Source organism: Thermus oshimai DSM 12092 (genome assembly GCF_000373145.1).
In the GTDB taxonomy this organism is placed as follows: domain Bacteria; phylum Deinococcota; class Deinococci; order Deinococcales; family Thermaceae; genus Thermus; species Thermus oshimai.
On the sequence record NZ_KB890604.1, the window covers coordinates 24,882 to 46,126 of the forward strand.

The following is a 21,245-nucleotide window of genomic DNA, read 5'->3' on the forward strand; positions in this document are numbered from 1 at the left end:
GATGCGTGCCCGCTCCACCATCTTCACCCTGTTCCTGGAGTACGTGTACCCCGAGCGCCAGGCCCCGGTGCGGGCCCTGGTGCGCATGATGGCCGCCCTGGGCTTTTCCGAGGCGGCGGTGCGGGCGGCCCTTTCCCGGAGCGCCAAGCGGGGCTGGGTGAAGCCCGTGCGTGCGGGCCGGAGCGCGGCCTACGCCCTTTCCGACCGGGTCTACTGGCAGGTGGAGCAGGTGCGGAAGAGGCTTTACGGGGCCCCGGCCCCCTGGGACGGGCGCTTTCTCCTGGTCCTCCCCGAAGGCCCCAGGGTGCGGGCGGAAAGGGAGCGCTTCCGGCGGGAGATGGCCCTTTTGGGCTTTGGCCTCCTCCAGAGCGGGGTCTACCTGGGGGCGGGGGTGGAGGAGGGGGCGGCCTCCGAGCTCCTGGGCTTCTACCGGGTGAAAGGGCTCCTCTTCCGGGCGGAGCCCCTAAGCCCCAAGGAAGAGGTGTTGAAGGCCTTTCCCCTGGAGGAGGCGGCCCGGTTTTACCGCGCCCTGGTCTTCCCGGTGGCCCCGGAGGACCCCGAACGGGCCTTCGCCCTCCTCACGCGCCTGGTCCACGAGATGCGCAAGGCCCTCTTCCTGGACCCCGGCCTCCCCGAGGCCCTTCTCCCCGAGGGCTTCCCGGGCCTCGAGGCCCGGCGGGCCTTCCTGGAGGTTCGGGCGGCGCTTTACCGGGCAGCCCTCCCCTTCCTTAAGGAGGTGGGGCTTTCCCCCTCAGGCGCTCTCATGGAGGCCCCGGTAGGCTTTAGGGGATGAGGGCGTTTTTCCTCCTTCCCTTTTTGCTCCTGGGGTGGGCCCAGACCGCCATCCCCTTCTGGCACACCGCGGGCCCCCCGGGGGACAAGGTCCTCCTCAAGGCCATAGACCGCTTCCACGCCGCCCAGAAGGCCTACCGCCTCGAGGCCCGCTACCTCGGGGACTACCGGGAGGCGGGGGTGAAGCTCCTCTCCGCCCTCCGCTCGGGGGGGGCCCCGGCCATGTTCCAGGCGGAGCTCTCCTTCCTCCCCCGCCTGGCCCAGGAGGGGGCGGCCCTTCCCCTGGACCCCTACCTCCAGGACCTGCCCCAGGACCTCTACCCCGAGTTCCTGCGGGCAGGCCAGGTGAAGGGGAAGACCTTTGGCCTTCCCTTGGGCCTTTCCGTCCCCGTGCTCTACTACAACAAGGACGCCTTCCGCGCCCGGGGGCTTAGGGCCCCCACCAGTTGGGCCGAGGTGGAGGAGGCCGCGGCCCGCCTCACCAGCCGCACCGCCAAGGGCCTGGTGGTCTCCACGGACATCTGGAGCTTCAACGCCATCGTCATGAGCCTGGGGGGGAGCCTGGTGAGGGATGGCCGCCCTGCCTTCACCTCCAAGGAGGTGGTGGAGGCCTTGGAGATGCTCCACCGCATGGTGAAAAAAGGCCACGCCCAGGCCCGCAACCTGGCGGAGGCCCAGTTCGCGGTGGCGGACTTCCTGCGCACCAAGGCCTTCATGGGCCTAGGCCCCAGCACCGCCTTGCCCGTGGTCCTGAGCCAGACCTCCCTGCCCTTCGCCGTGGGCCTGGCCCCGGTGCCCCGCCTTCCCTCGGGGGCGGTGCCCCTTTCCGGGGCGGTCTTGGTGGTCCTCAAGGGGGCCTCCCCGGAGCAGGCCAAGGGGGCGGTGGCCTTCTGGCGGAGCTTCCTGGAGCCCGAGCTCCAGGCGGAGTGGGCGGAGACCACCTGGTACCTCCCCTTGCGCCGCTCGGCCGAAAGGGCCTTGGGGGAGTTCTTGAAGGACCCCGAGCGGAAAGCGGTCTTCGCCCAGGCGGAGTGGGGCCGGCCCTGGAGCCAGGACCCGGAGATGGTCCTCTGGTACGGCTTTCTGGAGGAGGCCCTGGAGCGGAGCCTCAAGGGGGGCCTGGATCCCAAAAGGGCCCTGGAGGAGGCCCAGAGGAAGGCCCTGGCGGCGGAGGGGCGCTGAGATCCCTGGGCCGGGGGAGTGTAGGGGGGGCTACGGGCCTTAAGGGGTAAACTCCGTACCATGAAGCGGTACCTTATGCCCCTTCTCCTCGTCCTCGCCGCCTGCGCCCCCCGGGTGGGGGAGGCGGGGCCCACCCTCGAGGGCCCCGTGGGGTTCTACCCCGCCCTCACCGGCCTGGAGTGGGTCTACCTGCCTGAAGGGGAAAGCCTCTCCGCCCCGCCCTACCGCCTAAGGGTGGAGGGCCCCGGGGTGCTGGGGGGGGAGGAGGCCCTGCGCTTCCGGAGCTTTGGCCGGGGGGAGGATCGGGTCTACTTCCGGCAGGTGAAGGAGGGGGTGAGGCTTTTGGGATTCCAGGAGCCCTCCGCCCGGGTCACCTTCACCCCGCCCCTCCTGGAGTACCCCCCCGAAGGGCTCCTCCAGGTGGGGTACCGCTGGGGGGGAAGGACGGAGGTAAAGGTGGAGCTCCTCGCCCCTTCCGGAAGGGAGCCTTTGGCCAGCGGGGCGCTTTCCTACACCATGGAGGTCCTGGAGAGCCGGGAGGTGCGGGTGCCCGCGGGGACCTTCCGGGTCTTTCGCATCCGCCAAAGCTTCAAGGATGAGCGGGGCGAGGCCCTCTACGAGGTCTGGTTCGCCCCCGGGGTGGGCGAGGTGCGGACCCGGGAGGGGCGGGTTCTTCTGGAGCGCAACTTCCGCTAGAGGTGAGCATGATCCTGGACAAGGTGAACTCCCCTGAGGACCTGAAGGCCTTAAGCCTGGAGGAGCTTCTCGTCCTCGCCGAGGAGATCCGGAGCGAGATCATCCGGGTTACGGCGCAAAACGGCGGCCACCTGGCGAGCTCCCTGGGGGCGGTGGAGCTCATCCTGGCCCTCCACCGGGTCTTCCACTCCCCCAAGGACAAGATCCTCTTTGACGTGGGCCACCAGGCCTACGCCCACAAGCTGGTCACGGGCCGCAAGGACCGCTTCCACACCATCCGGCTGGAGGGGGGGCTTTCCGGCTTCACCAAGGTTTCCGAGTCCCCCCACGACGCCATCACCGTGGGCCACGCCTCCACCTCCTTGGCCAACGCCTTGGGCATGGCCCTCGCCCGGGACCTCCTGGGGGAGGACCACCACGTGGTGGCGGTCATCGGGGACGGGGCGCTTACGGGGGGGATGGCCCTGGCGGCCCTGAACAAGATCGGGGAGCTGGGGAAGAGGATGCTCATCATCCTGAACGACAACGAGATGAGCATCTCCGAGAACGTGGGGGCCCTCAACCGCTACTTCAAGGAGCTCCAGATCAGGAAGTGGGTCCAGGACATGGAGAAGCTGGGGAAAAACGTCCTGGAGCACATCTCCCCCCGGCTCTTCGGCCTGGTGGACCGGGCCAAGGAGGCGGCCAAGCTCCTCCTCCACCAGGAAAACCCCTTCTACGCCTGGGGCATCCGCTACGTGGGCCCGGTGAACGGGCACGACCTCAAGGGGCTCATCCACATCCTGGAGCACCTCAAGGAGCTGGAAGGTCCCACCCTCCTCCACGTGGTCACCCAGAAGGGGAAGGGCTACAAGGTGGCCGAGGCCGACCCCATCTACTGGCACGGGCCCCCCGGCTTTGACCCCAAGAAGCCGGAGAAGGTCTCCAAGGGCTACTCCTGGAGCCAGGCCTTCGGGGACGCGGTGACGGAGCTCGCCCGCCTCGAGCCCCGGCTTTTCGTCATCACCCCCGCCATGCGGGAGGGCTCGGGGCTGGTGCGCTACTCCACGGAGCACCCCGAGCGCTACCTGGACGTGGGGATCTGCGAGGACGTGGCGGTGACCACCGCCGCGGGGCTGGCCCTTAAGGGGATGAGGCCCATCGTGGCCATCTACTCCACCTTCCTCCAAAGGGCCTACGACCAGGTGATCCACGACGTGGCCATTGAGAACCTGCCCGTGGTCTTCGCCATAGACCGCGCGGGGCTCGTGGGGGCGGACGGGGCCACCCACCACGGGGTCTTTGACATCGCCTTCCTGCGCACGGTGCCCAACCTGCAGATCGCCGCCCCCAAGGACGCCTTGGAGCTCAGGGCCATGCTGAAGAAGGCCCTGGAGGTGGGGGGGCCGGTGGCCATCCGCTACCCCCGGGACAACGTGGAGCGGGCCCCCGAGGGGGTCTGGCCGGAGATCCCCTGGGGGAAGTGGGAGGTTTTGAAGGAGGGGCGGGAGGTCTACCTCTTGGCCTTCGGGAAGACGCTGAGGTACGCCCTCGAGGCCGCCGGGGAGGACCCCCGGGTGGGCGTGGTCAACGCCCGCTTCCTGAAGCCTTTGGACCGGGAGATGCTGGCCTGGCTTGCGGGCTACAAGCTCATCACCGTGGAGGACCACCAGGGGATGGGGGGCTTTGGGAGCGCGGTCTTGGAGGCCCTAAACGAGATGGGCCTGAAGCCGGAGGTGCGCGTCCTCGCCCTCCCCGACCGCTTCTTTGAGCACGGGGCCATCCCCTCCCTCCACCGCCAGGCGGGGATCGACGCCGAGGGGATCCGGAGGGCCCTTAGGGAGATGGGCGTGGCCCCCGTCCATGAGCGGGCCTGAGCGCCTCCCCTTCGCCGCCAACCTCTACCGCGTCCCCGCGGAAGGGGGCTACTTCCTGGTGGACGCGGGGCTTCCCTGGGAGCGCCGGCGGCTCCTCGCCCTCCTCCAAAAGCCCCCTCTCCTCCTCTTCCTCACCCACCACCACCTGGACCACGCCGGGGGGGCTAGGGCCCTTTGGGAGAGGTTCCGCCTCCCCGTCCTGGCCCACCCCCGGGAGTGGCCCTACCTCACGGGGAAAAAACCCCGCCCGCCCCTCCCCATCCCCCTCCTTGGGGGCTTCCTCGCCAACCTGGGCCCGCCCCTGCCCGGGGAGGCCCTGAGGCCCGTGGAGGAGGGGGTGGAGGTCTTGGGCTGGCGGGTGGTGGAGCTGCCCGGCCACACCCTGGGCCAGGTGGGGCTTTTTAGGGAAGGGGTGCTCCTGGCGGGGGACGCCCTGAGGGGCCGGGGGCTTCCTCCCCGCCTCATCAACGAGGACCACGCCCTGGCCCGGAAGACGGTGCGCAGGATCCTGGACCTGGGGGCGGAATGGGTCTACCCCGGCCACGGGGGGCCCCTCAAGCGGGAAGAGGTGGAGGCCCTCGCCCGTAAACTGGGGGTATGAGAAAAGTCCTGGCCCTCCTTCTCCTGGGCCTTGCCGCCCTGGCCCAGGAGGTGACCGTGTATCCGGGCTTCGCCGAGGTCAAGGAGCCCCTTACCCTTCCCCCTTCCGCCTGGGTCTACCTGGGGGGGGAACGGCTGGAGAAGACGGTGCCCGGCTCCCTGCGCCTCCTTGGGGTGGAGGAGATGGAGCGGCTGTACCGCCCGGGGGCCGTCTTCTTCCGCTACCGGGGGGAGGGGGAGGCCACCCTCCGCTACCTCTACCTGGGGCTTCGGGGGGAGGTCTTCTACACCCTGGAGGAGGGCCTTCTCACCGCCTGGGCCCGGCTTACGCTGGAGGGGGAGCCCCTGGAGGCCCGGCGGCTCACCCTCCTGGCGGGGGAGGCCCCCCTCCTGGAAAAGGCCATGGCCTATCGGGCCCTGGCGGAAGGCCCTGGGGAAAGCCCCTTCGGCCTCTTCCGCTACCAGCTTCCCCCAAGGCGGATCTTGACGGGCACCACCGAGTTCCCCTTCCTCCAGGCGGACCTCAAGCCCACCCGCCTCCTCCGCTACCAGGGGCCCTTCGGGACCGCCAGGGTCCTCCCCTTGGAGCGGGGCTACCGCTTTAGGGCCCCCTTCCCCCTGGCCCCGGGGCGCCTCGAGGCCGTGGAGGAAGGCCTCTTCCTGGGCCAGGCCCTCCTCCCCGCCACCCCGGAAGGGGAGGTGGCCGAGGTCTTCCTGGGCCGGGACCTAGGGGCGCGCCTCCTCCGCCAGGTGGAGGAGGTGGCCCAGGGGGAAAAGGAGCGCTCCTACCGGGTGGAAACCCTCCTGGAAAACCCCTACCCTTACCCCGTGACCCTCCTCCTCTTTGAGGTCTTCCCCCAGCCCTTCCGCCTGGACTTCCCCGGGGCCACCCTCCTCCCCGAGGGCTACCGCCTGGAGGTCACCGTGGGCCCCAAGGAGGCCCGGCGCCTGGTCTACCGCCTCACCCTGGCCCGCTAAAGCGGGGGACCTGGGGCCAGAGGGACACCCGTCCCTCCCCCCTAGGGGCATCCTGGGGGCATGAAGCCCGACCTCCACCGCTTCCCCCTCCTGGTGGCCTGGGAGATGACCCGGGCCTGCCTCCTGGCCTGCCGCCACTGCCGGGCCTCCGCCGAGCCCCATCCCCTGCCCGGGGAGCTCTCCACGGAGGAGGGCCTGGCCCTTTTAAGGGAGCTCGCCACCTACACCCCCAAGCCCATCCTCCTCCCCACCGGGGGGGACCCCCTGGCCCGGCCGGACCTCTTCCTCCTCCTGGAGGAGGCCCAGCGGCTGGGGCTTAAGGTGGGCATCACCCCCGCGGTGACCCCGAGGCTCACCCGGGAGGTGGTGGCCCGCTTCAAGGAGCTGGGGGTGCACCAGATGGCCATCTCCCTGGACGGGGCGGGCCCCGAAACCCACGACGGCTTCCGGGGCGTGCCCGGGACCTTCGCCCTGGCCCTCGAGGCCCTGGACTGGGCCCGGGAGGTGGGGCTCATGACCCAGGTGAACACCACGGTTTCCCGCCTCACCGTGGGGGAGCTTCCGGGGATCGCCGAGATCCTCAAGGCCAAAGGGGTGGCCACCTGGGAGGTCTTCTTCCTGGTCCCCGTGGGCCGGGGGGCCCTTCTGCAAAGCCTCTCCCCCGAGGAGTACGAGGAGGTCATGCACCTCCTCTACGAGCTCTCCCGCCGCTACCCCTTTAAGGTGCGCACCACGGAAGGCCCCATGTTCCGCCGGGTGGTCCTCCAGAGGCGGGCCAAGGAGGGGGAAGAGGACGGGGCCTTGGTGGGGGCGGGCCGGGGGGTGCACCTCTCCGACGGCCTGGGCTTCGTCTTCGTCTCCTCCACGGGGGAGGTCTACCCCTCGGGCTTCCTGCCCCTTTCCGCAGGGAACGTCCGGGAGAGGCCCCTTCTGGAGATCTACCGCCAAAGCCCCCTCTTCCTGGCCCTCCGCGACAAGACCCGCCTGAAGGGGAAGTGCGGCTTTTGCGAGTACAAGGAGATCTGCGGGGGAAGCCGGGCCCGGGCCTTCGCCGAGACCGGGGACTACCTGGCCGCCGACCCCCGGTGCGCCTACACCCCCAGGACAAATGCCCCTGGCCCCGCCCCGCTACACGGGTAAGATGAAAGCATGAGGACGTTCCTCCTGCTCTTGGCCTTCCTGGGCCTGGCCCTGGCCCAAAGCGAGGGGGCCAAGGTCTACTCCGCCAACTGCCAAAGCTGCCACCAGGTGAACGGGCAGGGCCTGCCCGGGGCCTTCCCGCCCCTTACCCACCTGGACAAGGTGGTCCAGGCCCAGGGGGGGCGGGCGTACCTCATCCGGGTGGTGCTCTACGGCCTCCAGGGCCCCCTCACCGTGGAGGGCAAGACCTTCAACGGGGTCATGCCCCCCTTCCGCCAGCTCAAGGACCCGGAGGTGGCGGCGGTCTTGAACCACATCCTCACCGCCTTCGCCAAGTCCAAGGCCAAGCCCTTCACCCCGGAGGAGGTGAAGGCCCAGCGGGCCAAGGCCTACGCCCCGCAGGAGGTGCTCAAGTCCCGTCCCCCGGTCAAGTAGACCGGTGTACTCCCTCCCTACCGGGGCCCCTTAGGGGCCCCGGGCCCTTTACCTGGGAGGGGGGGTTGGGGTAAGGTAAGCCCATGGCTCCCGTCTTCGCCTGGTGGTGGCCCGGCTAGGCCCCGGGGCGGAGGCGGGCGTTCCCCCGGGGTGCACCCCGGGGGGCTTTTTTAGGGGGTGGCATGGCGATCAAACCCTTTCGCAGGACCTTTCTGGCGGACCTGGAGACCCCCGTCACCGCCTACCTGAAGCTTGCGGAGAAGGCCCCGGTGAGCTTCCTCCTGGAGTCTGTGGAAAGGGGGCGGCAAAGCCGCTTCTCCATCGTGGGGGTGGGGGCCAGGCGCACCTTCCGGCTTAAGGACGGGGTCTTCACCGTAAACGGGAAGCCCCTGCCCGCGGAAGACCCCTTGCGGGCCCTCTACCAGGCGGTGCACGCCCCCCTGGAGCGCCCCCCTGACCTTCCCCCCTTCTTTGGCGGGGTGGTGGGGTACGCGGCCTACGACCTCATCCGCTACTACGAGCGCCTGCCCGCCCTCAAGCCCGACGACCTGGGCCTGCCCGACCTCCTCTTCGTGGAGCCCGAGGTGGTGGCGGTGTTTGATCACCTAAAAAGCCTCCTCCACCTCATCGCCCCCGGGGAGGACGGGGAGGAGGCGGAAGAGCGGCTCGCCTGGGCCGAGGCCCGGCTCAAGGGGCCCCTCCCTGGGGTTCCGGGGATGCGGCCTGGGGGGCGGGCGGAGTTTAGGGCGGACCTCACCCGGGAGGCCTACCTCGAGGCCGTGGAAAAGGCCCTCCGCTACATCTACGCCGGGGACATCTTCCAGGTGGTCCTCTCCCTGAGGCTTTCCTCCCCCCTCACCGTCCACCCCTTCGCCCTCTACCGCGCCCTTAGGAGCGTGAACCCGAGCCCCTACATGGGCTATTTGGACCTGGGGGAGGTGGTCCTGGTCTCCGCCAGCCCCGAAAGCCTCCTCCGCTCCGACGGCCGCCGGGTGGTCACCCGGCCCATCGCGGGGACGAGGCCCAGGGGGAAGGACGAGGAGGAGGACCAAAGGCTTGCGGAGGAGCTCCTACGGGACGAAAAGGAGCGGGCGGAGCACCTGATGCTCCTGGACCTTTCCCGAAACGACATCGGCCGGGTGGCCGCCTTCGGCACGGTGCGGGTCCTGGAGCCCCTGCACGTGGAGTACTACTCCCACGTGATGCACCTGGTGTCCACGGTGGAGGGGGTGTTGGCCGAGGGGAAGACCCCCCTGGACGCCCTTTCCAGCGTCCTCCCCATGGGCACCGTCTCCGGGGCCCCCAAGATCCGGGCCATGGAGATCATCGAGGAGCTGGAGCCCCACCGCCGGGGGCCCTACGGGGGAAGCTTCGGCTATCTGGCCTACGACGGGGTCATGGACATGGCCTTGACCTTGCGCACCTTCGTGATCGCCAAGGGGTGGATGCACGTGCAGGCCGGGGCGGGCATCGTGGCGGACTCCGTGCCCGAGAGGGAGTACCAGGAGTGCCTGAACAAGGCGCGGGCCCTCCTGAGAGCGGTGGAGCTTGCGGAGGAGGGGCTATGAGGGTCTTGGTGGTGGACAACTACGACAGCTTCACCTACAACCTGGTCCAGTACCTGGGGGAGCTTGGGGCGGAGCCCATCGTGTGGCGGAACGACCGCTTTGAGCTGGAGGCGGTGGAGGCCTTGAACCCGGACCGGATCCTCATCAGCCCCGGGCCCTGCACCCCCCTCGAGGCCGGGCTTTCCGTCCCCCTCATAAAGCGCTACGCCCCCCGATACCCCATCCTGGGGGTCTGCCTGGGCCACCAGGCCATCGGGGCGGCCTTCGGGGCGGAGGTGGTGCCCGCGCCCATCGTCATGCACGGCAAGGTGAGCCCCATCCACCACGACGGCACCGGGGTCTTCCGGGGTCTGGAAAGCCCCTTCCCCGCCACCCGCTACCACTCCCTGGTGGTGCGAAACCTCCCCGAGGAGCTTTTGGTGAACGCCTGGGTGGAGGAGGCCGGGGGCAGGACGGTGATGGGCCTCCGCCACCGCGCCTACCCGGTGCACGGGGTGCAGTTCCACCCGGAAAGCTACCTCACGGAGGCGGGTAAACTCATCCTCAAGAACTTCCTGGAGGACCCATGGAGGCCATAAGGAAAGCGCTTTTGGGGGAGGTGCTCACGGAGGAGGAGGCCTACGGGCTCATGGGGGCCCTCATGCGGGGGGAGGTCTCCCCGGTGCGGGCCGCGGGGGTGCTCACCGCCTTGGCCCTAAGGGGGGAGCGCCCCCACGAGATCGCGGCCATGGCCCGGGCCATGCGCGAGGCGGCAAGGCCCCTTAGGGTGGAAAGGAGGCCCCTTCTGGACATCGTGGGCACGGGGGGGGACCATAAGGGCCTGGTCAACCTCTCCACCCTGGGGGCCCTGGTGGCCGCGGCGGGGGGGGTGGCGGTGGCCAAGCACGGGAACCGGGCGGCGAGCTCCCAGGCGGGCTCCGCGGACCTCCTGGAGGCCCTGGGGGTGGACCTCGAGGCCCCCCCGGAGCGGGTGGGGGAGGCCATCGAGGCCCTGGGCTTCGGCTTCCTCTTCGCCCGGGCCTTCCACCCCGCCATGCGCCACGTGGCCCCGGTGCGCTCCGAACTCGGCATCCGCACGGTCTTCAACCTCCTGGGCCCCCTCACCAACCCCGCGGGGGCGGACCGGTACGTGCTCGGGGTCTATAGCCCCCATTGGCTTTTCCCCATGGCCGAGGCCCTGGAACGGCTTGGGGCGAAAGGGCTTGTGGTCCACGGGGAGGGGGCGGACGAGCTCGTTTTGGGAGAGAACCGGGTGGTGGAGGTGGGGGGAAGGACCTACGCCCTCACCCCCGAGGGGGTGGGCCTCAGGCGGGCCCCCCTGGAGGCCCTGAAGGGGGGCGGCCCCGGGGCGAACGCCGAGCTGGCCCGCCGGATCCTGAAAGGGGAAGAGAGGGGCCCCTTGCGGGACGCGGTGGCCCTGGCCGCGGGGGCGGGGTTCTACGCCGCGGGGCGGGTGGGAGGCCTGGAGGAGGGGGTTAGGCTCGCCCTCGAGGTCCTGGCCTCGGGGGAGGCCTACCTCCTCCTGGAAGGCTACGTGCGCTTCCTGAAGGGCTAAAGGGCGCTTGTTTATAGGGGGTGCCCCTCCACCTCCCCGATCCGCCGCCGCACCGCCTCAGGGAGAGGGGCGGGCCGCCCCTCGTCCAGCCAGACCAGGACGGAAAGCCCCCGGGCGGCGGGCTCGCCGTTCGCTAGGATGAGGTGCTCCATCTTGAGGCTGGAGCGCCCGATCCCCACCACCTTGGCCCCCACCCGCACCTCGTCCTCCAGGTAGATGGGCTTGAGGTAGTCCACCTCCATGCGGGCCACCACGAAGTGGCCCTCCTGGAGCCAGTCGGGGGAGATCCGCTGGAAGTAGCGGATGCGGGCGAGCTCCATGTAGGAGAGGTGGACGGCGTTGTTCACATGGCCCAAAGGGTCCAGGTCGCGGAAGCGCACGTCCACGTGGACCACCACCGGAAAACCTTCCATGGGCCAAAACTATACCACCCCCACGCCCCTGACCGCCGGGTCAGTATACTGGGGCCATGGAAACCACCTGGGACCTTACCCCGCTCTTCCCCGGCCTGGAAAGCCCCGAGTTCCAGCGGGCCTGGGAGGGCCTGAGGGGCCGGATTGGGGCCCTTAGGGACCTCCTGGAGAAGGAGGCCCCCCTTCCTGAGGTCTTGGCCGCCCTGGACGGCCTCCACGAGGAGGCCCTTCCCCTCCAGGCCTACCTCTACGCCCGCTTCACCGCGGACACCGCGGACGAGGCCGCCGCGGCCAAGCTCTCCGAGTTCCAGATCCTCTTCCTGGAGCTGAAGCGCCTCGCGCCCCGCCTCACCCGCCGCCTGGCCCTGGAGGACCCCGAGGAGGCCGGCCCCTACCGCATCCTGGTGGAGGAGGCCCGCCTCCAGGCCCTCCACCTCATGCCGGAGGGGGAGGAGACTCTGGCCGCGGAGCTTGCCCTATCGGGCCGGGAGGCCTGGGCCAAGCTCCACGAGAGCCTCACCAGCCAGATCACCGCCCTCCTGGACGGGGAGGAGCTTCCCATCACCAAGGTGCGCAACCTCTACTTCCGCCCCGAGGAGGAGGTGCGCAAGAAGGCCTACGAGGCGGAGCTTAAGGCCTGGGCAGCGCACGAGGTCCCCCTGGCCTTTGCCATGAACGGGGTGAAGGGGGAGGCCTCGGTGCTGAACCGCCGCCGGGCCTTCCGGGACGACCTCGAGCCCACCCTCCTTGCAAACCGCATCACGAGGCGGGCCCTTTCCGCCATGCTGGAGGCGGTAAGGGAAGGCCTCCCCCTCTTCCGCCGCTACTTCGCCCTGAAGGCCAAGGGGCTTGGGAAGGAAAGGCTGGACTGGTGGGACCTCTTCGCCCCCCTGGGGGAGGGGCGGCGCTGGACGCTGGAGGAGGCCCGAAGCTTCCTCAAGGAGAAGCTTGCCCGTTTCCCGAACGCCGCCCGCGTGGCGGAGCTCGCTTTTGCGGAGCGCTGGATGGACCTCCTCCCCCGAAGGGGGAAGGTGGGCGGGGCCTACTGCATGCCGAGGGGCGGGGGGAAAAGCCTCATCCTGGCCAACTACGAGGAGAGCTTTGAGTCCCTCTCCACCTTGGCCCACGAGCTCGGCCACGCCTACCACAACTTTGCCCTCGCCCGGGTGCCCGCCAGCCTAAGGGAGGTCCCCATGACCCTGGCGGAGACCGCCAGCATCATGAACGAGACCCTGGTGGTGGAGGCCGCCCTCAAGGAGGTGGACCCCGGGGAGGGGCGTCTCATCCTGGACGCCTACCTCCAGGGGGCGGCCCAGGTGGTGGTGGACATCTACAGCCGCTTCCTCTTTGAGTCTTGGGTCTTTGAGAGGCGGCGGGCCCGGGAGCTATCCCCAAGGGAGCTTAAGGAGCTCATGCTCAAGGCCCAGAAGGAGGCCTACGGGGAGGCCCTGGCCACCTTCCACCCCTACATGTGGGCGGTGAAGGGGCACTACTACGGTTCGGACTTCTACAACTACCCCTACACCTTCGGCCTCCTCTTCGGCCTGGCGGTCTACGGCGAGGCCCAGGCGGACCCGGCCTTCGCCGAGCGCTACGAGGAGCTCCTGGCCCTTTCGGGGATGCACCCCGCCAAAGAACTCGCCGCCCGCTTCGGCTTTGACCTGGAAAGCCCCGCCTTCTGGCGGAAGGCCCTGGGGGTCCTGGAGGCGAAGGTGGAGGCCCTGGCCCGGATGGTCTGACCCTCCCCTGACGGTGGGGCTTTAGGCTTAAAGGGGGATGCGCCTCCTCGTCCTCTGCACCCACAACTCCGCCCGCAGCCAGATGGCCGAGGCCTGGCTCCGGCACCACGCCCGCCTCCTCGGGGTGGACCTCGAGGTCCACTCCGCGGGCACGGAGAAGACCTTCGTCAAGGAGGAGGCCAAGCGGGCCATGGCCGAGGTGGGGCTCGACCTTTCGGGCCACACCTCCAAGACCCTCCTGGAGGTGCCCGACCCCTGGAACTTCGGCCTGGTCCTCACGGTGTGCGACGGGGCGAGGGAGGCCTGCCCCGTCTATCCGGAGAAGACCCTGAAGCGCCACGTCTCCTTCCCCGACCCCTCGGGGAAGCCCCTAGAGGAGTGGCGCCGGGTGCGGGACGCCCTGGGGCGCATGAGCCTTTTCCTGGTGCAAAGCCTCAAGGAGGGGCGGGTGCCCGCCGACGAGGAGCTAGAGCGGGCGGCCTGGGGCTAAGCCTTGTCCCCCACGTGAATGGCCGCCACCCCGAAGGTGAGGAGCTCGTAGCGCACCCCAAACCCCACCCCCTCCATGAGGGCCTTCAGGGCCTCAGGGGGCGGGAAGGCCTCCACGCTCTCCGGCAGGTAGCGGTAGGCGCCGAAGTTCCCCGAGACCACCCCCCCGATGAAGGGGAGGAGCTTGCCGAAGTAAAGGCGGTAGACCAGGCCGAAGGCCCCCTTGGGGGGCGGGGGGAACTCCAGGAGGACGAGCCTTCCCCCGGGGGTCAGGACCCGGTGGATCTCCGAGAGGGCCTTTTCGTAGTCCGCGAAGTTGCGGAAGCCAAAGGCGAGGGTGACCGCGTCAAAGGAGGCCTCGGGGAAGGGGAGGGCCAGGGCGTCGGCCTCGAGGAACTCCACCTTGAGCCCCTGGGCCTCCGCCTTCTTCCGGGCCAGGGCCAGCATGGGCGGGGCGAAGTCCGCCCCCACCACCTGGGCCTCCGGGGCCCGGGCTTTCAGGAGGAGGGCCAGGTCCCCCGTGCCCGTGGCCAGGTCCAGGATGCGCCGGGGCTGGCGCTCCAGGGCCAGGGCCACCGCCCGCTTCCGCCAGGAGAGGTCCACCCCCAAGGAGAGGAGCCGGTTTAGGAGGTCGTAGCGGGGCGCGATCTCGGAGAACATCCGCCGCACCCTCTGGGCCTTGTCCTCGGACGCCACCCCTAAAGTCTACCCCGGGGGCATGGGGTAGAATCGTGGGCGTGTTGACCGATCGCCGCGTGGGGGCGCTGGTCCTTTTGGGGGGGCTCCTTACCCTTCTCCTCTGGTACCTGGCTCCTTGGGCCGTGCCCCACCGACTCTTTGGCGGGGAGGGGGTGCTCCTGAACCCCTTTGGGCACCACCTCCCCCTAGGTAGCCTCCCCCAGGGCTACCGGGACACCTGGCTCCTCCCCTACTTTTACCTGGCCCTGGCCTGGCTCCTCCTCACCCTGGTCCTGGGCTTCCGGGCGGGGCCCAAGGGGCTTTACCTCTTGGGGGGGATGGGGCTTGGGCTCTTCCTCCTTTTGGCCTTCCTCTTCTACGGAAGCGTGGGCCAGGCCAACGCCCCCGCCCTGGCCCAGGGGGAACCCCCCCCTTTAAGGCGCTTTAGCCTCGGCCTCGCCGCCTACGCCACCTTGGCCTTTAGCCTCTACCTCCTCCTCCTGGGGCGGCTTCGGGCCCCCGGGGGGCTGGCCTTCCTGGTGCGGCGCCGGGGGGCGGTGGTGCCCCTCTTCTCCCTGCTCCTTGCGGTGCTTCTCGGGGGGCTCATCGTGGCCCTCATCAAGGAGAGCCCTGGGGAGGCGAAGGGCCTCAGGGAGGCCCTCATGGTCAAGCTGGACCTCATCGCCTACACCTACCAGCTCCTCTTCAGCCCCCTGGTGAGCCTTCCGGGCTTCCTGCAAAGCCTCCTCTTGGCCACCCCCCTTATCTTCACCGGCCTGGCCGTGGCCCTGGGGTTTAGGGGCGGGCTTTTCAACATCGGGGCCCCGGGGCAGCTCATCCTGGGGGCCATCGCCGCCATGCTGGTGGGGGTCTACCTCCCCGGACCCCGGTGGCTGGTCCTGCCCCTGGCCATCCTGGCCGCCGCTTTGGCCGGGGGGCTTTGGGGGGCCCTGCCCGGCTGGCTCAAGGCCCGCTTCGGGGCCCACGAGGTCATCAACACCATCATGCTGAACTACGTGGCCGCAAGCCTCCTCCTCTTCCTCATCTCCACCAACGAGTACCGCTTCTTCGGCCAGCCCGTCTACCTGCCCTTCAAGTACCCGGGGTACGAGGCCAGGAGCTACGAGATCCGCCCCGAGGCCCGCATCCCCCTCTGGACGGACCTTCTGGCCCCCGGGGGGGAGCTTTCCTTCGCCCTGCCCCTGGCCTTCCTCCTCGGCCTTGGGGGGTACTTCCTGGTGCGGAAAGGCCTCGGCTACCGCGTCCTTGCGGGGCTTTTGGGGATGGTCCTGGGCTACCTCCTGGGGGGGCTTCTTCCAGGCCCCCAGGTGGCCCTGGGGGGGGAGCTCACCTCGGTGCGGCTCAACGGGAGCTTCCTCCTGGCCCTTCTCGCCCTCCTCTTCTTCCACTTCTACGTCTTCCGGAGCGTGGGGGGGTATGAGCTTCGGGCGTTAGGCCTTGCCCCCAAGGCGGCGGAGTACGCCGGGGTTTCCTCCGGGCGCAAGATGGTGGCCATCCTCTTCCTCTCTGGGGCCCTGGCGGGCCTGGCCGCCACCCACTATGTCCTGGGCGGGGGGATTGACGAGTACCGCCTCAAGCAGTCCCTCCCCTACAGCGTGGGGTTTGACGGCATCGCCGTGGCCCTCATGGGCCAGAACACCCCTCTGGGGGTGGGGCTTTCCGCCTGGCTCTTCGGCGTCCTCCTCACCGGGGGGCTTCAGGTGAACCTCCAGCTCGGCATCAGCCGGGAGCTGGTGGCCGTGCTCCAGGCCCTCATCGTCCTCTTCATCGCCGCTGGGGGGTTCCTCCCCCGCTACTTCACCGATCCCTTAAGGGCGGCGGAGGTGGAGCTTAGGGCCCAGGAGGCGGGGAAGGGGGGGGCGCGATGAGCCTGGACGCGGCCTTCTTCCTGGCCCTCCTCCTCTCCACCCTGCGCCAGACCACCCCCCTCCTCCTCACCGCCTTGGGGGGGATGTTCTCCGAGCGGAGCGGGGTGGTGAACATCGCCCTGGAGGGCATCATCCTCTTCGGGGCCCTTTCCGCGGCGGTCTTCGTGGAGCGGATGGAGGCTTCCCTAGGCCCCGCCCCCTGGCTCCCCTGGGCGGGGGTGCTGGTGGCCATGGGGGTGGGGGGGCTGGTGGCCTGGGTGCACGCGGTGGTCTCCATCCGCTACCGGGCGGACCAGATCGTGAGCGGCACGGCCATCAACCTCCTGGCCCTGGGGGCTCCTAGCCTGGTCCTCACCTACTTTTACGGCAACGCCACCAACTCCAAGGAGGTGCAAAGCCGCCTGCCCCTCCTGGGCCCCGAGGGGTTCGCCCTTTCCCCTTTGGTCTACCTGGCCTTCCTCCTGGTGCCCCTGGCCTGGTGGGTCCTCTTCAAGACCCCTTGGGGCCTGCGCCTTAGGGCGGTGGGGGAGTACCCGGAGGCCGCGGACACCTTGGGGGTCAACGTTTACCGCATGCGCTACCTGGGCGTGGTCCTCTCGGGGGTCTTGGCGGGGCTTGCGGGGGCTTACCTCTCCATCGGCTTCCTCAACCAGTTCGTGCGGGGCATGTCCGCGGGGATGGGCTTCATCGCCCTGGCGGCCATGATCTTCGGCAAGTGGCACCCGGTGGGCATCCTCTTCTCCACCCTCCTTTTCGGCTTCGCCAGCGCCCTGGCCATCCAGCTCCAGGGGACGGACATCCTCCCCGCGGTCTTGGTCCAGGCCTTCCCCTACGTGGTCACCATCCTGGTCCTGGCGGGGTTCATGGGCCGGAGCCGCCCCCCTGGGGCGGTGGGGAAACCCTACGAGAAGTGAGCCTGAAGGCGGCCCAAGCGGTAGCGAAGCTGGAGGGCGCTCCCGTCCCGAAAGCGGAGCTCCACCCCGCCCTTCAGGAGGGCGAAGCCCGCAAGGGCCTCCTCTCCCTCCCCTTGGGCGAAGCGGGCGAAGCCGTCCGCCCTAAGGTACAAAAAGCCCTCCTCCAGGAAGACCTGGGCCTCCGTGCCCTGGCGGTTCAGGGCCAGGCGGCGGACCCTCTTTCCGAAGGCCTCCGCCTGGGTCATGGCCGGAAGGCCCCCTCCGCCGGACGGTAAGACCTCACCGGAGTTCCTCCTTGGGGACCTCCAGCACCTTCCCCTCCTCCAGAAGGAGCTCCACCGTGCCCTTTAAGGGGTTCACCTTCTGCACCTTGCCGCAGATCCCTTCCCGGGTGCAGGCCCGGGCGTTCCGCTTGGGAAGCTCCTTCAGGAGCTCCTGGTACACGGGGTGCTCGTAGGCCAAGCAGCAGAGGAGGCGGCCGCAGGGGCCGGAGATCTTCTCCGGGGAGAGGGGCAGCTGCTGGTCCCGGGCCATGCGGATGGACACCGGGGCGAAGCCCTGGAGCCAGGTGGAGCAGCAGGACTCCATCCCGCAGGCCCCCAGGGTGCCCAGGTAGGCGGCCTCCTCCCGGGGGCCTTCCGCCTGGAACTCCACCCGAAGGCCGAAGGTGCGGGCGAGCTCCGCCCCCAAGGGCCTCAGGTTCACCCGCTCGCTGGCGGCGTAGTGGACCAGGAGGTGGCGGCCGTCCAGGGTGAGGTCGCACCCCAGGACCTTGGCCTTCACCCCTTCCTCCTTGAGCCGGGCCCGGAGGTAAAAGAGGATCTCCTCCCCCCTGGCCCTAAGCCGCGCCGCCCGGTCCAGGTCCTCCTTGCTGGCCAGGCGCACCACCTCCCCCGCCTCGGGGGCCTTCCTTGGGGGGGTGCGCACCTTGCCCACCTCGAGGCCCCGGGGGGTGCGCACCACCACGAAGCTGTCCAACGGGGGCGGCTCCCCCTGGAAGCGGAAGTAGCGGAGGGTGGGGGTGCGGAAGCGAACGCCTACGGTCATACCCCTAAGTCTAAGGCGAGGCGGGCCAGGACCAGGTCCGGGCTCACGTAGCGCTCCAGGGCCTCCTGGGCCCGGAAGAGGGCGGAAAGGTGGGCGGGGTCCTTAAGGAGGGTGTGCAGGGCCTGGAAGCCTTCCGCCTCCTCCAGGAGCTCCTTGAGGAGGCGGAGCCGTTCCAGGGGCCCCGCCTGGAGGAGGGCCCTGGCCGTTTCCATCCGCGCCCGGAAGGCCTCGAGGTCGGCAAGGGCCCCAAGAAGCCTCCCCGGGGCCCCCTTGGCGTAGGCCAGAAGCTCCGGGTCCTCCGTGAGGGCCCTAAGCTTCTCCTCGGGCACAGGGGAAAAGGCCACCTCCACCGCCCGGCTGGCCAGGGTGGGGAGGAGGGTGTCCCGGCTGGGGGCGATGAGGATCAGGCGGGCGTAGGCCGGGGGCTCCTCCAGGAGCTTCAAAAGGGCGTTGGCCGCGGGAGGGGTGAGGAGGTGGGCGCCGTCCAGGATGGCCACCTTGGCCCGGGCCCGGGGGTGGGTGGAAAGCCAGGCGAAGAGGGGTTCCACCTCTTCCAAGGAGAGCTCGGCCTTTCCCCTCAGGGCCTTTCCCTTGGGGGCGATCTCCAGGAGGTCGGGGTGCTCCGAAAGGGGTGGGGGCGGGAAGCCCAGGTTCAGGCCCAGGGCGTACCACCGGGCCACGGTGCGCCGCCCCACCCCTTCGGGGCCGGTGAAGAGGAGGGTGGAGGCCTCGATCCTGGGGAGAAGGGCCAGGATGGCCTCGTGGCCGATTATTGTCCCACCTTGAGCCGCTCCAGAAGCCATAGGGGAAACCCCTCCTCCAAAAGCCGGGCCTCCACCCGGTTCAGAGGGTAGTCCACCCGGAAAAACTCCAACTTACGCCCTTCCCAAAGGAGAAAGGCCGCCCCCGGCACCCCGTCCCGGGGCTGACCCACGGAGCCCGGGTTCACCAGGGCCCGCACCTTGGGGGAAAGGAGGAGCTCGCCCCCTTGGGGAAAGGCCTGGTGGCGCACCCAAAGCCTCGGCCCCTCCAGGGCCAAAAAGGCCCCCGCCAGGTGGGTGTGGCCGTGAAGGACCAGCTCCTTCTCCGTGCAGGCGAAGGCCTCCCGGGCGGGGGCCAGGTCGTCCAGGTAGGTGAAGGGGTCGCAGGGGCTCCCGTGCACCAGAAGGGCCCCCTCCACCTCCTTCTGCCAGGGCCAGCTGGCCAGGTAGTCCAGGTGGCGGCGGGAAAGCCTTTTCCGCTGCCAGGCCAGGATCTCCAGCACCGGCCCCTCCACGGGCAGCTGCTCCAGAGCCAAAAGCCAGGCGTCGTGGTTGCCCAAGACGCCTTCCGCCCCCACCTCCAGGAGGAAGTCCAGCACCCGGTCCCCGTCCGGGTAGTAGCCCACCGCGTCCCCCAGGAAGAGGACCCGGTCAAAGGGAGGGGCGGCCTGGAGCACCGCCTCTAGGGCGGGCCAGTTCCCGTGGATGTCGGCGAGGACCAGGTAGCGCACCGGGCTTAGGATACCATGAGGCCATGACCGAGGCCCTTCTGGAGCGGCTTTACGTGGACCTCGAGGCCCTCTCGGAGCACGTGCGGGCCGGGTTGGACCCCTTCGGCACCCTCTTCGCCTACCTGGAGGGTGGCCTTGGCGGGGGGACGGTCCTCCTCCACGCCCCCTACCAGGAGGCCCTCCCCGTGCTCCAGGCCCTAAATGGCCTCGCCTTCCGGGGCCGGATCCTCCTGGCCCTGGACCCCTCCCCCCTTTCCCCCACCCTGGAGGGCCGCCCCCTCTCGGGCCCCACGGGGGCCCCCCTGGCCCACCTCCTGGTCCAGTTCCGCCCCCAGCGCCTCCTTTTGGCCTTTCCCGGGGAGGGGCTGGGCCTTTCCTTTCCCGGGGGCAAGGAGACGGAGGAGGGGTGGCGGCCCTTGGAGGCGGAAGGGGAGCCCCTTCTCCTCCGGGTGGAGGCCCCCACGGGCCTCGTATACCAGGAACGGCGGCTCTACCCCCCGTGGCGTACGGAGAAGCCCCCCGTGGACCTGCCGGAGGGGCCCGGCCCCTACTGGGGGGCGGTGGGGTGGGCCCTGGGGGTTCCCACCTACGGGGTGGGGCTGGTAAACTTGAGGGCGAACCTGGAGGCCCTCATGCGCCTCTGGTGAAGGGAGGGAGAGATGGCGTACATCGCGTTTTTTGCCCTGGGCGCGGCCTTGGTGACCTTGCTTTTTTACCTCATCCTGAACCCCCGGGTCCTCACCACGGAAGGGGAGACCTTTGACCTGCGCTTTATCTTTTTCATGCTCCTCCTTATCGTTCTCTCCGCGGCCACCGTGGCCCTGATGCTTTGGCTGGGCAAGGCGTACCACCTGCTCTAGCCTGGGCCCGCTTTACTGCCCGAGCTCCTCTTTCAGCCGCTTAAGCTCCTCCTCCACCGCCTTGTCCGCGGACAAGGCGGAGAGTTCTTTTTCCAGATCGGCCCCGTCCAGTTCCTTTAGGGCCTCGTGCCGGTCCTCCATGGCCAGGATGCGGGCCTCCATCTCCTCAAAGGCCTCCAGGGCCGGGTGGCCTTCCAGGCGGGACTCCATGCGCCGCACGGCCTCGGCCGCCTCCACGCCCCGCTTGCGGGCGATGAGGAGCTTCTTGCGGGCCTCCGCCTCCTCAATCTTGGCCTCGAGGGCCTTGAGCTGGGTCACGAGGCGCTCCACCAAGGCCCGTTGCTCCTCCTCCTGGACCCGGAACCCCTCGGCCAGGTCCAAAGCCCGCTTCTTCCGCTTCAGGGCCTCCCGGGCGAGGTCCTCCCGGCCCGCCCTCAGGGCCTCCTTGGCCTTCTCCTCCCAGAGCCCGGCCTCCTTCAGGTGGCTTTCCCGCTCCCTTTGAAGCCTTTTCTCCTCGGCCATGGCCTCCGCCACGCTCTGGCGGGCCTCCTTGAGGGCCTCCTTCATCTCCCTAAGGGCCTCCTCAATGATCTTCTCCGGATCCTCCGCCCGCCGGAGAAGGTCGTGCAGGTTGGCCCGGATGAGCCGCCCGATCCGGTCTAGTAGGGTCATGCCCCCAGTATGCCACACCCCTCTTGACAGTTTGTTTTGTGGGTGGTAGGTTTTTATTTGCGCTGCCCGGAGGGGTGGCGGGGGATCTTGAAAGCTGGGGTGGAGATAGGTAAGCGAGGGGCTACTGNTGAGGTAGCTCTTTGAGGGTCAAGATGCTAAGGGCCCACGGTGGATGCCTTGGCACCCGAGCCGATGAAGGACGTGGCTACCTGCGATAAGCCAGGGGGAGCTGGTAGCGAGCGTGGATCCC

Annotated in this window: 24 protein-coding genes and 1 rRNA gene; 18 read left to right on the forward strand and 7 right to left on the reverse strand. The window is 69.5% G+C overall.

From position 1 onward, the window contains the following. Position 1: 1 nt before the first annotated feature. From B043_RS0104355 to trpD, 11 genes are all read left to right on the forward strand, one after another. The gene (locus tag B043_RS0104355; protein ID WP_018461071.1) at positions 2-793 is read left to right on the forward strand and encodes a PaaX family transcriptional regulator; all 792 of its coding nucleotides are present in this window, start codon (positions 2-4) and stop codon (positions 791-793) included. Continuing rightward, positions 790-1,974, forward strand: a complete 1,185-nt coding sequence (locus B043_RS0104360; RefSeq protein ID WP_018461072.1) for an ABC transporter substrate-binding protein — start codon at positions 790-792, stop codon at positions 1,972-1,974. The genes B043_RS0104355 and B043_RS0104360 overlap by 4 nt, the downstream gene beginning before the upstream one ends. Before the next feature lie 60 nt (positions 1,975-2,034). Further along, positions 2,035-2,670: a hypothetical protein gene (locus tag B043_RS0104365; protein WP_018461073.1), complete on the forward strand. Its 636-nt coding sequence runs from the start codon at positions 2,035-2,037 to the stop codon at positions 2,668-2,670. An 8-nt stretch (positions 2,671-2,678) separates the two neighbouring features. After that, the gene (gene dxs, locus B043_RS0104370) at positions 2,679-4,526 is read left to right on the forward strand and encodes a 1-deoxy-D-xylulose-5-phosphate synthase (protein WP_018461074.1); all 1,848 of its coding nucleotides are present in this window, start codon (positions 2,679-2,681) and stop codon (positions 4,524-4,526) included. Beyond that, entirely contained in the window at positions 4,513-5,127 is a 615-nt protein-coding gene (locus tag B043_RS0104375; protein WP_018461075.1) for an MBL fold metallo-hydrolase, read from the forward strand. Before dxs ends, B043_RS0104375 begins: the two co-directional genes overlap by 14 nt. After that, a complete protein-coding gene (locus tag B043_RS0104380) occupies positions 5,124-6,104 on the forward strand; it encodes a hypothetical protein (protein ID WP_018461076.1) in 981 nt (326 codons plus the stop codon). Before B043_RS0104375 ends, B043_RS0104380 begins: the two co-directional genes overlap by 4 nt. Positions 6,105-6,164: 60 nt before the next feature. Then, positions 6,165-7,244 (forward strand): TIGR04053 family radical SAM/SPASM domain-containing protein, encoded by a 1,080-nt coding sequence (locus B043_RS0104385; RefSeq protein ID WP_018461077.1) that lies wholly within the window; start codon positions 6,165-6,167, stop codon positions 7,242-7,244. Positions 7,245-7,253: 9 nt separating this feature from the next. After that, a complete protein-coding gene (locus B043_RS0104390; RefSeq protein ID WP_018461078.1) occupies positions 7,254-7,679 on the forward strand; it encodes a c-type cytochrome in 426 nt (141 codons plus the stop codon). Positions 7,680-7,861: 182 nt separating this feature from the next. Beyond that, entirely contained in the window at positions 7,862-9,247 is a 1,386-nt protein-coding gene (trpE, locus tag B043_RS0104395) for an anthranilate synthase component I (RefSeq protein WP_018461079.1), read from the forward strand. Then, positions 9,244-9,825 carry an anthranilate synthase component II gene (locus B043_RS0104400; protein ID WP_016330171.1) on the forward strand — a complete coding sequence of 194 codons (582 nt, stop codon included), beginning with the start codon at positions 9,244-9,246 and terminating at the stop codon, positions 9,823-9,825. The genes trpE and B043_RS0104400 overlap by 4 nt, the downstream gene beginning before the upstream one ends. Continuing rightward, positions 9,813-10,802, forward strand: a complete 990-nt coding sequence (gene trpD, locus B043_RS0104405; protein WP_018461080.1) for an anthranilate phosphoribosyltransferase — start codon at positions 9,813-9,815, stop codon at positions 10,800-10,802. Before B043_RS0104400 ends, trpD begins: the two co-directional genes overlap by 13 nt. Positions 10,803-10,813: 11 nt before the next feature. Here the strand turns inward: trpD and B043_RS0104410 are convergent, their stop codons facing one another. Next, the gene (locus tag B043_RS0104410; RefSeq protein WP_016330169.1) at positions 10,814-11,215 is read right to left on the reverse strand and encodes an acyl-CoA thioesterase; all 402 of its coding nucleotides are present in this window, start codon (positions 11,213-11,215) and stop codon (positions 10,814-10,816) included. A gap of 56 nt (positions 11,216-11,271) precedes the next feature. Between B043_RS0104410 and B043_RS0104415 the strand changes: the two genes are divergently transcribed. Together B043_RS0104415 and B043_RS0104420 are read left to right on the forward strand one after the other, a co-directional pair. Next, positions 11,272-12,954, forward strand: a complete 1,683-nt coding sequence (locus B043_RS0104415; protein ID WP_018461081.1) for a M3 family oligoendopeptidase — start codon at positions 11,272-11,274, stop codon at positions 12,952-12,954. Positions 12,955-12,991: 37 nt separating this feature from the next. After that, on the forward strand, positions 12,992-13,444 hold the full coding sequence (locus tag B043_RS0104420; protein WP_018461082.1) for an arsenate reductase ArsC: 453 nt from the start codon (positions 12,992-12,994) through the stop codon (positions 13,442-13,444). Here the strand turns inward: B043_RS0104420 and ubiE are convergent. Beyond that, positions 13,441-14,139 (reverse strand): bifunctional demethylmenaquinone methyltransferase/2-methoxy-6-polyprenyl-1,4-benzoquinol methylase UbiE, encoded by a 699-nt coding sequence (ubiE, locus tag B043_RS0104425; RefSeq protein ID WP_081623131.1) that lies wholly within the window; start codon positions 14,137-14,139, stop codon positions 13,441-13,443. The genes B043_RS0104420 and ubiE overlap by 4 nt on opposite strands. A gap of 41 nt (positions 14,140-14,180) precedes the next feature. Here ubiE and B043_RS0104430 point away from each other — a divergent pair, with 41 nt between their 5' ends. Together B043_RS0104430 and B043_RS0104435 are read left to right on the forward strand one after the other, a co-directional pair. Then, positions 14,181-16,010 carry an ABC transporter permease gene (locus B043_RS0104430; protein ID WP_026234126.1) on the forward strand — a complete coding sequence of 610 codons (1,830 nt, stop codon included), beginning with the start codon at positions 14,181-14,183 and terminating at the stop codon, positions 16,008-16,010. Beyond that, the gene (locus B043_RS0104435) at positions 16,007-16,924 is read left to right on the forward strand and encodes an ABC transporter permease (protein ID WP_016330164.1); all 918 of its coding nucleotides are present in this window, start codon (positions 16,007-16,009) and stop codon (positions 16,922-16,924) included. The genes B043_RS0104430 and B043_RS0104435 overlap by 4 nt, the downstream gene beginning before the upstream one ends. Here B043_RS0104435 and B043_RS0104440 read toward each other — a convergent pair. The 4 genes from B043_RS0104440 to B043_RS0104455 are packed head-to-tail and all read right to left on the reverse strand — an operon-like array spanning position 16,912 to position 19,463. Beyond that, entirely contained in the window at positions 16,912-17,169 is a 258-nt protein-coding gene (locus tag B043_RS0104440; RefSeq protein ID WP_018461085.1) for a hypothetical protein, read from the reverse strand. The genes B043_RS0104435 and B043_RS0104440 overlap by 13 nt on opposite strands. Positions 17,170-17,203: 34 nt before the next feature. Then, positions 17,204-17,971, reverse strand: coding sequence for a PSP1 domain-containing protein (locus B043_RS0104445; RefSeq protein WP_018461086.1), 768 nt, complete (start codon positions 17,969-17,971; stop codon positions 17,204-17,206). Beyond that, complete coding sequence (locus B043_RS0104450; protein ID WP_018461087.1) at positions 17,968-18,774, reverse strand: DNA polymerase III subunit delta'; 807 nt, start codon at positions 18,772-18,774, stop codon at positions 17,968-17,970. Before B043_RS0104450 ends, B043_RS0104445 begins: the two co-directional genes overlap by 4 nt. After that, complete coding sequence (locus B043_RS0104455; RefSeq protein WP_016330160.1) at positions 18,741-19,463, reverse strand: metallophosphoesterase family protein; 723 nt, start codon at positions 19,461-19,463, stop codon at positions 18,741-18,743. The genes B043_RS0104450 and B043_RS0104455 overlap by 34 nt, the downstream gene beginning before the upstream one ends. A gap of 23 nt (positions 19,464-19,486) precedes the next feature. Between B043_RS0104455 and B043_RS0104460 the strand changes: the two genes are divergently transcribed. Then, the gene (locus tag B043_RS0104460; protein WP_016330159.1) at positions 19,487-20,110 is read left to right on the forward strand and encodes a hypothetical protein; all 624 of its coding nucleotides are present in this window, start codon (positions 19,487-19,489) and stop codon (positions 20,108-20,110) included. Between the two features lie 12 nt (positions 20,111-20,122). Further along, the gene (locus B043_RS0104465) at positions 20,123-20,323 is read left to right on the forward strand and encodes a hypothetical protein (protein ID WP_018461088.1); all 201 of its coding nucleotides are present in this window, start codon (positions 20,123-20,125) and stop codon (positions 20,321-20,323) included. Positions 20,324-20,335: 12 nt separating this feature from the next. On the opposite strand, the gene B043_RS0104470 is transcribed toward B043_RS0104465, so the two are convergent. Next, positions 20,336-20,995 carry a PspA/IM30 family protein gene (locus B043_RS0104470; RefSeq protein ID WP_016330157.1) on the reverse strand — a complete coding sequence of 220 codons (660 nt, stop codon included), beginning with the start codon at positions 20,993-20,995 and terminating at the stop codon, positions 20,336-20,338. Positions 20,996-21,140: 145 nt separating this feature from the next. Here B043_RS0104470 and B043_RS0104475 point away from each other — a divergent pair. Beyond that, positions 21,141-21,245, forward strand: a 23S ribosomal RNA gene (locus B043_RS0104475); the annotation flags it as partial.

Coding starts and splice junctions, on each gene's coding strand:
- B043_RS0104415 (WP_018461081.1), top strand. CDS start 11,272: ATGGAAACCACCTGGGACCTTACCCCGCTCTTCCCCGGCCTGGAAAGC.
- B043_RS0104420 (WP_018461082.1), top strand. CDS start 12,992: ATGCGCCTCCTCGTCCTCTGCACCCACAACTCCGCCCGCAGCCAGATG.
- B043_RS0104380 (WP_018461076.1), top strand. CDS start 5,124: ATGAGAAAAGTCCTGGCCCTCCTTCTCCTGGGCCTTGCCGCCCTGGCC.
- B043_RS0104410 (WP_016330169.1), bottom strand. CDS start 11,215: ATGGAAGGTTTTCCGGTGGTGGTCCACGTGGACGTGCGCTTCCGCGAC.
- B043_RS0104450 (WP_018461087.1), bottom strand. CDS start 18,774: ATGGCTTCTGGAGCGGCTCAAGGTGGGACAATAATCGGCCACGAGGCC.
- B043_RS0104470 (WP_016330157.1), bottom strand. CDS start 20,995: ATGACCCTACTAGACCGGATCGGGCGGCTCATCCGGGCCAACCTGCAC.
- trpD (WP_018461080.1), top strand. CDS start 9,813: ATGGAGGCCATAAGGAAAGCGCTTTTGGGGGAGGTGCTCACGGAGGAG.
- dxs (WP_018461074.1), top strand. CDS start 2,679: ATGATCCTGGACAAGGTGAACTCCCCTGAGGACCTGAAGGCCTTAAGC.
- B043_RS0104400 (WP_016330171.1), top strand. CDS start 9,244: ATGAGGGTCTTGGTGGTGGACAACTACGACAGCTTCACCTACAACCTG.
- trpE (WP_018461079.1), top strand. CDS start 7,862: ATGGCGATCAAACCCTTTCGCAGGACCTTTCTGGCGGACCTGGAGACC.
- B043_RS0104460 (WP_016330159.1), top strand. CDS start 19,487: ATGACCGAGGCCCTTCTGGAGCGGCTTTACGTGGACCTCGAGGCCCTC.
- B043_RS0104440 (WP_018461085.1), bottom strand. CDS start 17,169: ATGACCCAGGCGGAGGCCTTCGGAAAGAGGGTCCGCCGCCTGGCCCTG.
- B043_RS0104385 (WP_018461077.1), top strand. CDS start 6,165: ATGAAGCCCGACCTCCACCGCTTCCCCCTCCTGGTGGCCTGGGAGATG.
- B043_RS0104390 (WP_018461078.1), top strand. CDS start 7,254: ATGAGGACGTTCCTCCTGCTCTTGGCCTTCCTGGGCCTGGCCCTGGCC.
- B043_RS0104435 (WP_016330164.1), top strand. CDS start 16,007: ATGAGCCTGGACGCGGCCTTCTTCCTGGCCCTCCTCCTCTCCACCCTG.
- B043_RS0104355 (WP_018461071.1), top strand. CDS start 2: ATGCGTGCCCGCTCCACCATCTTCACCCTGTTCCTGGAGTACGTGTAC.
- B043_RS0104465 (WP_018461088.1), top strand. CDS start 20,123: ATGGCGTACATCGCGTTTTTTGCCCTGGGCGCGGCCTTGGTGACCTTG.
- B043_RS0104360 (WP_018461072.1), top strand. CDS start 790: ATGAGGGCGTTTTTCCTCCTTCCCTTTTTGCTCCTGGGGTGGGCCCAG.
- B043_RS0104375 (WP_018461075.1), top strand. CDS start 4,513: ATGAGCGGGCCTGAGCGCCTCCCCTTCGCCGCCAACCTCTACCGCGTC.
- B043_RS0104445 (WP_018461086.1), bottom strand. CDS start 17,971: ATGACCGTAGGCGTTCGCTTCCGCACCCCCACCCTCCGCTACTTCCGC.
- B043_RS0104365 (WP_018461073.1), top strand. CDS start 2,035: ATGAAGCGGTACCTTATGCCCCTTCTCCTCGTCCTCGCCGCCTGCGCC.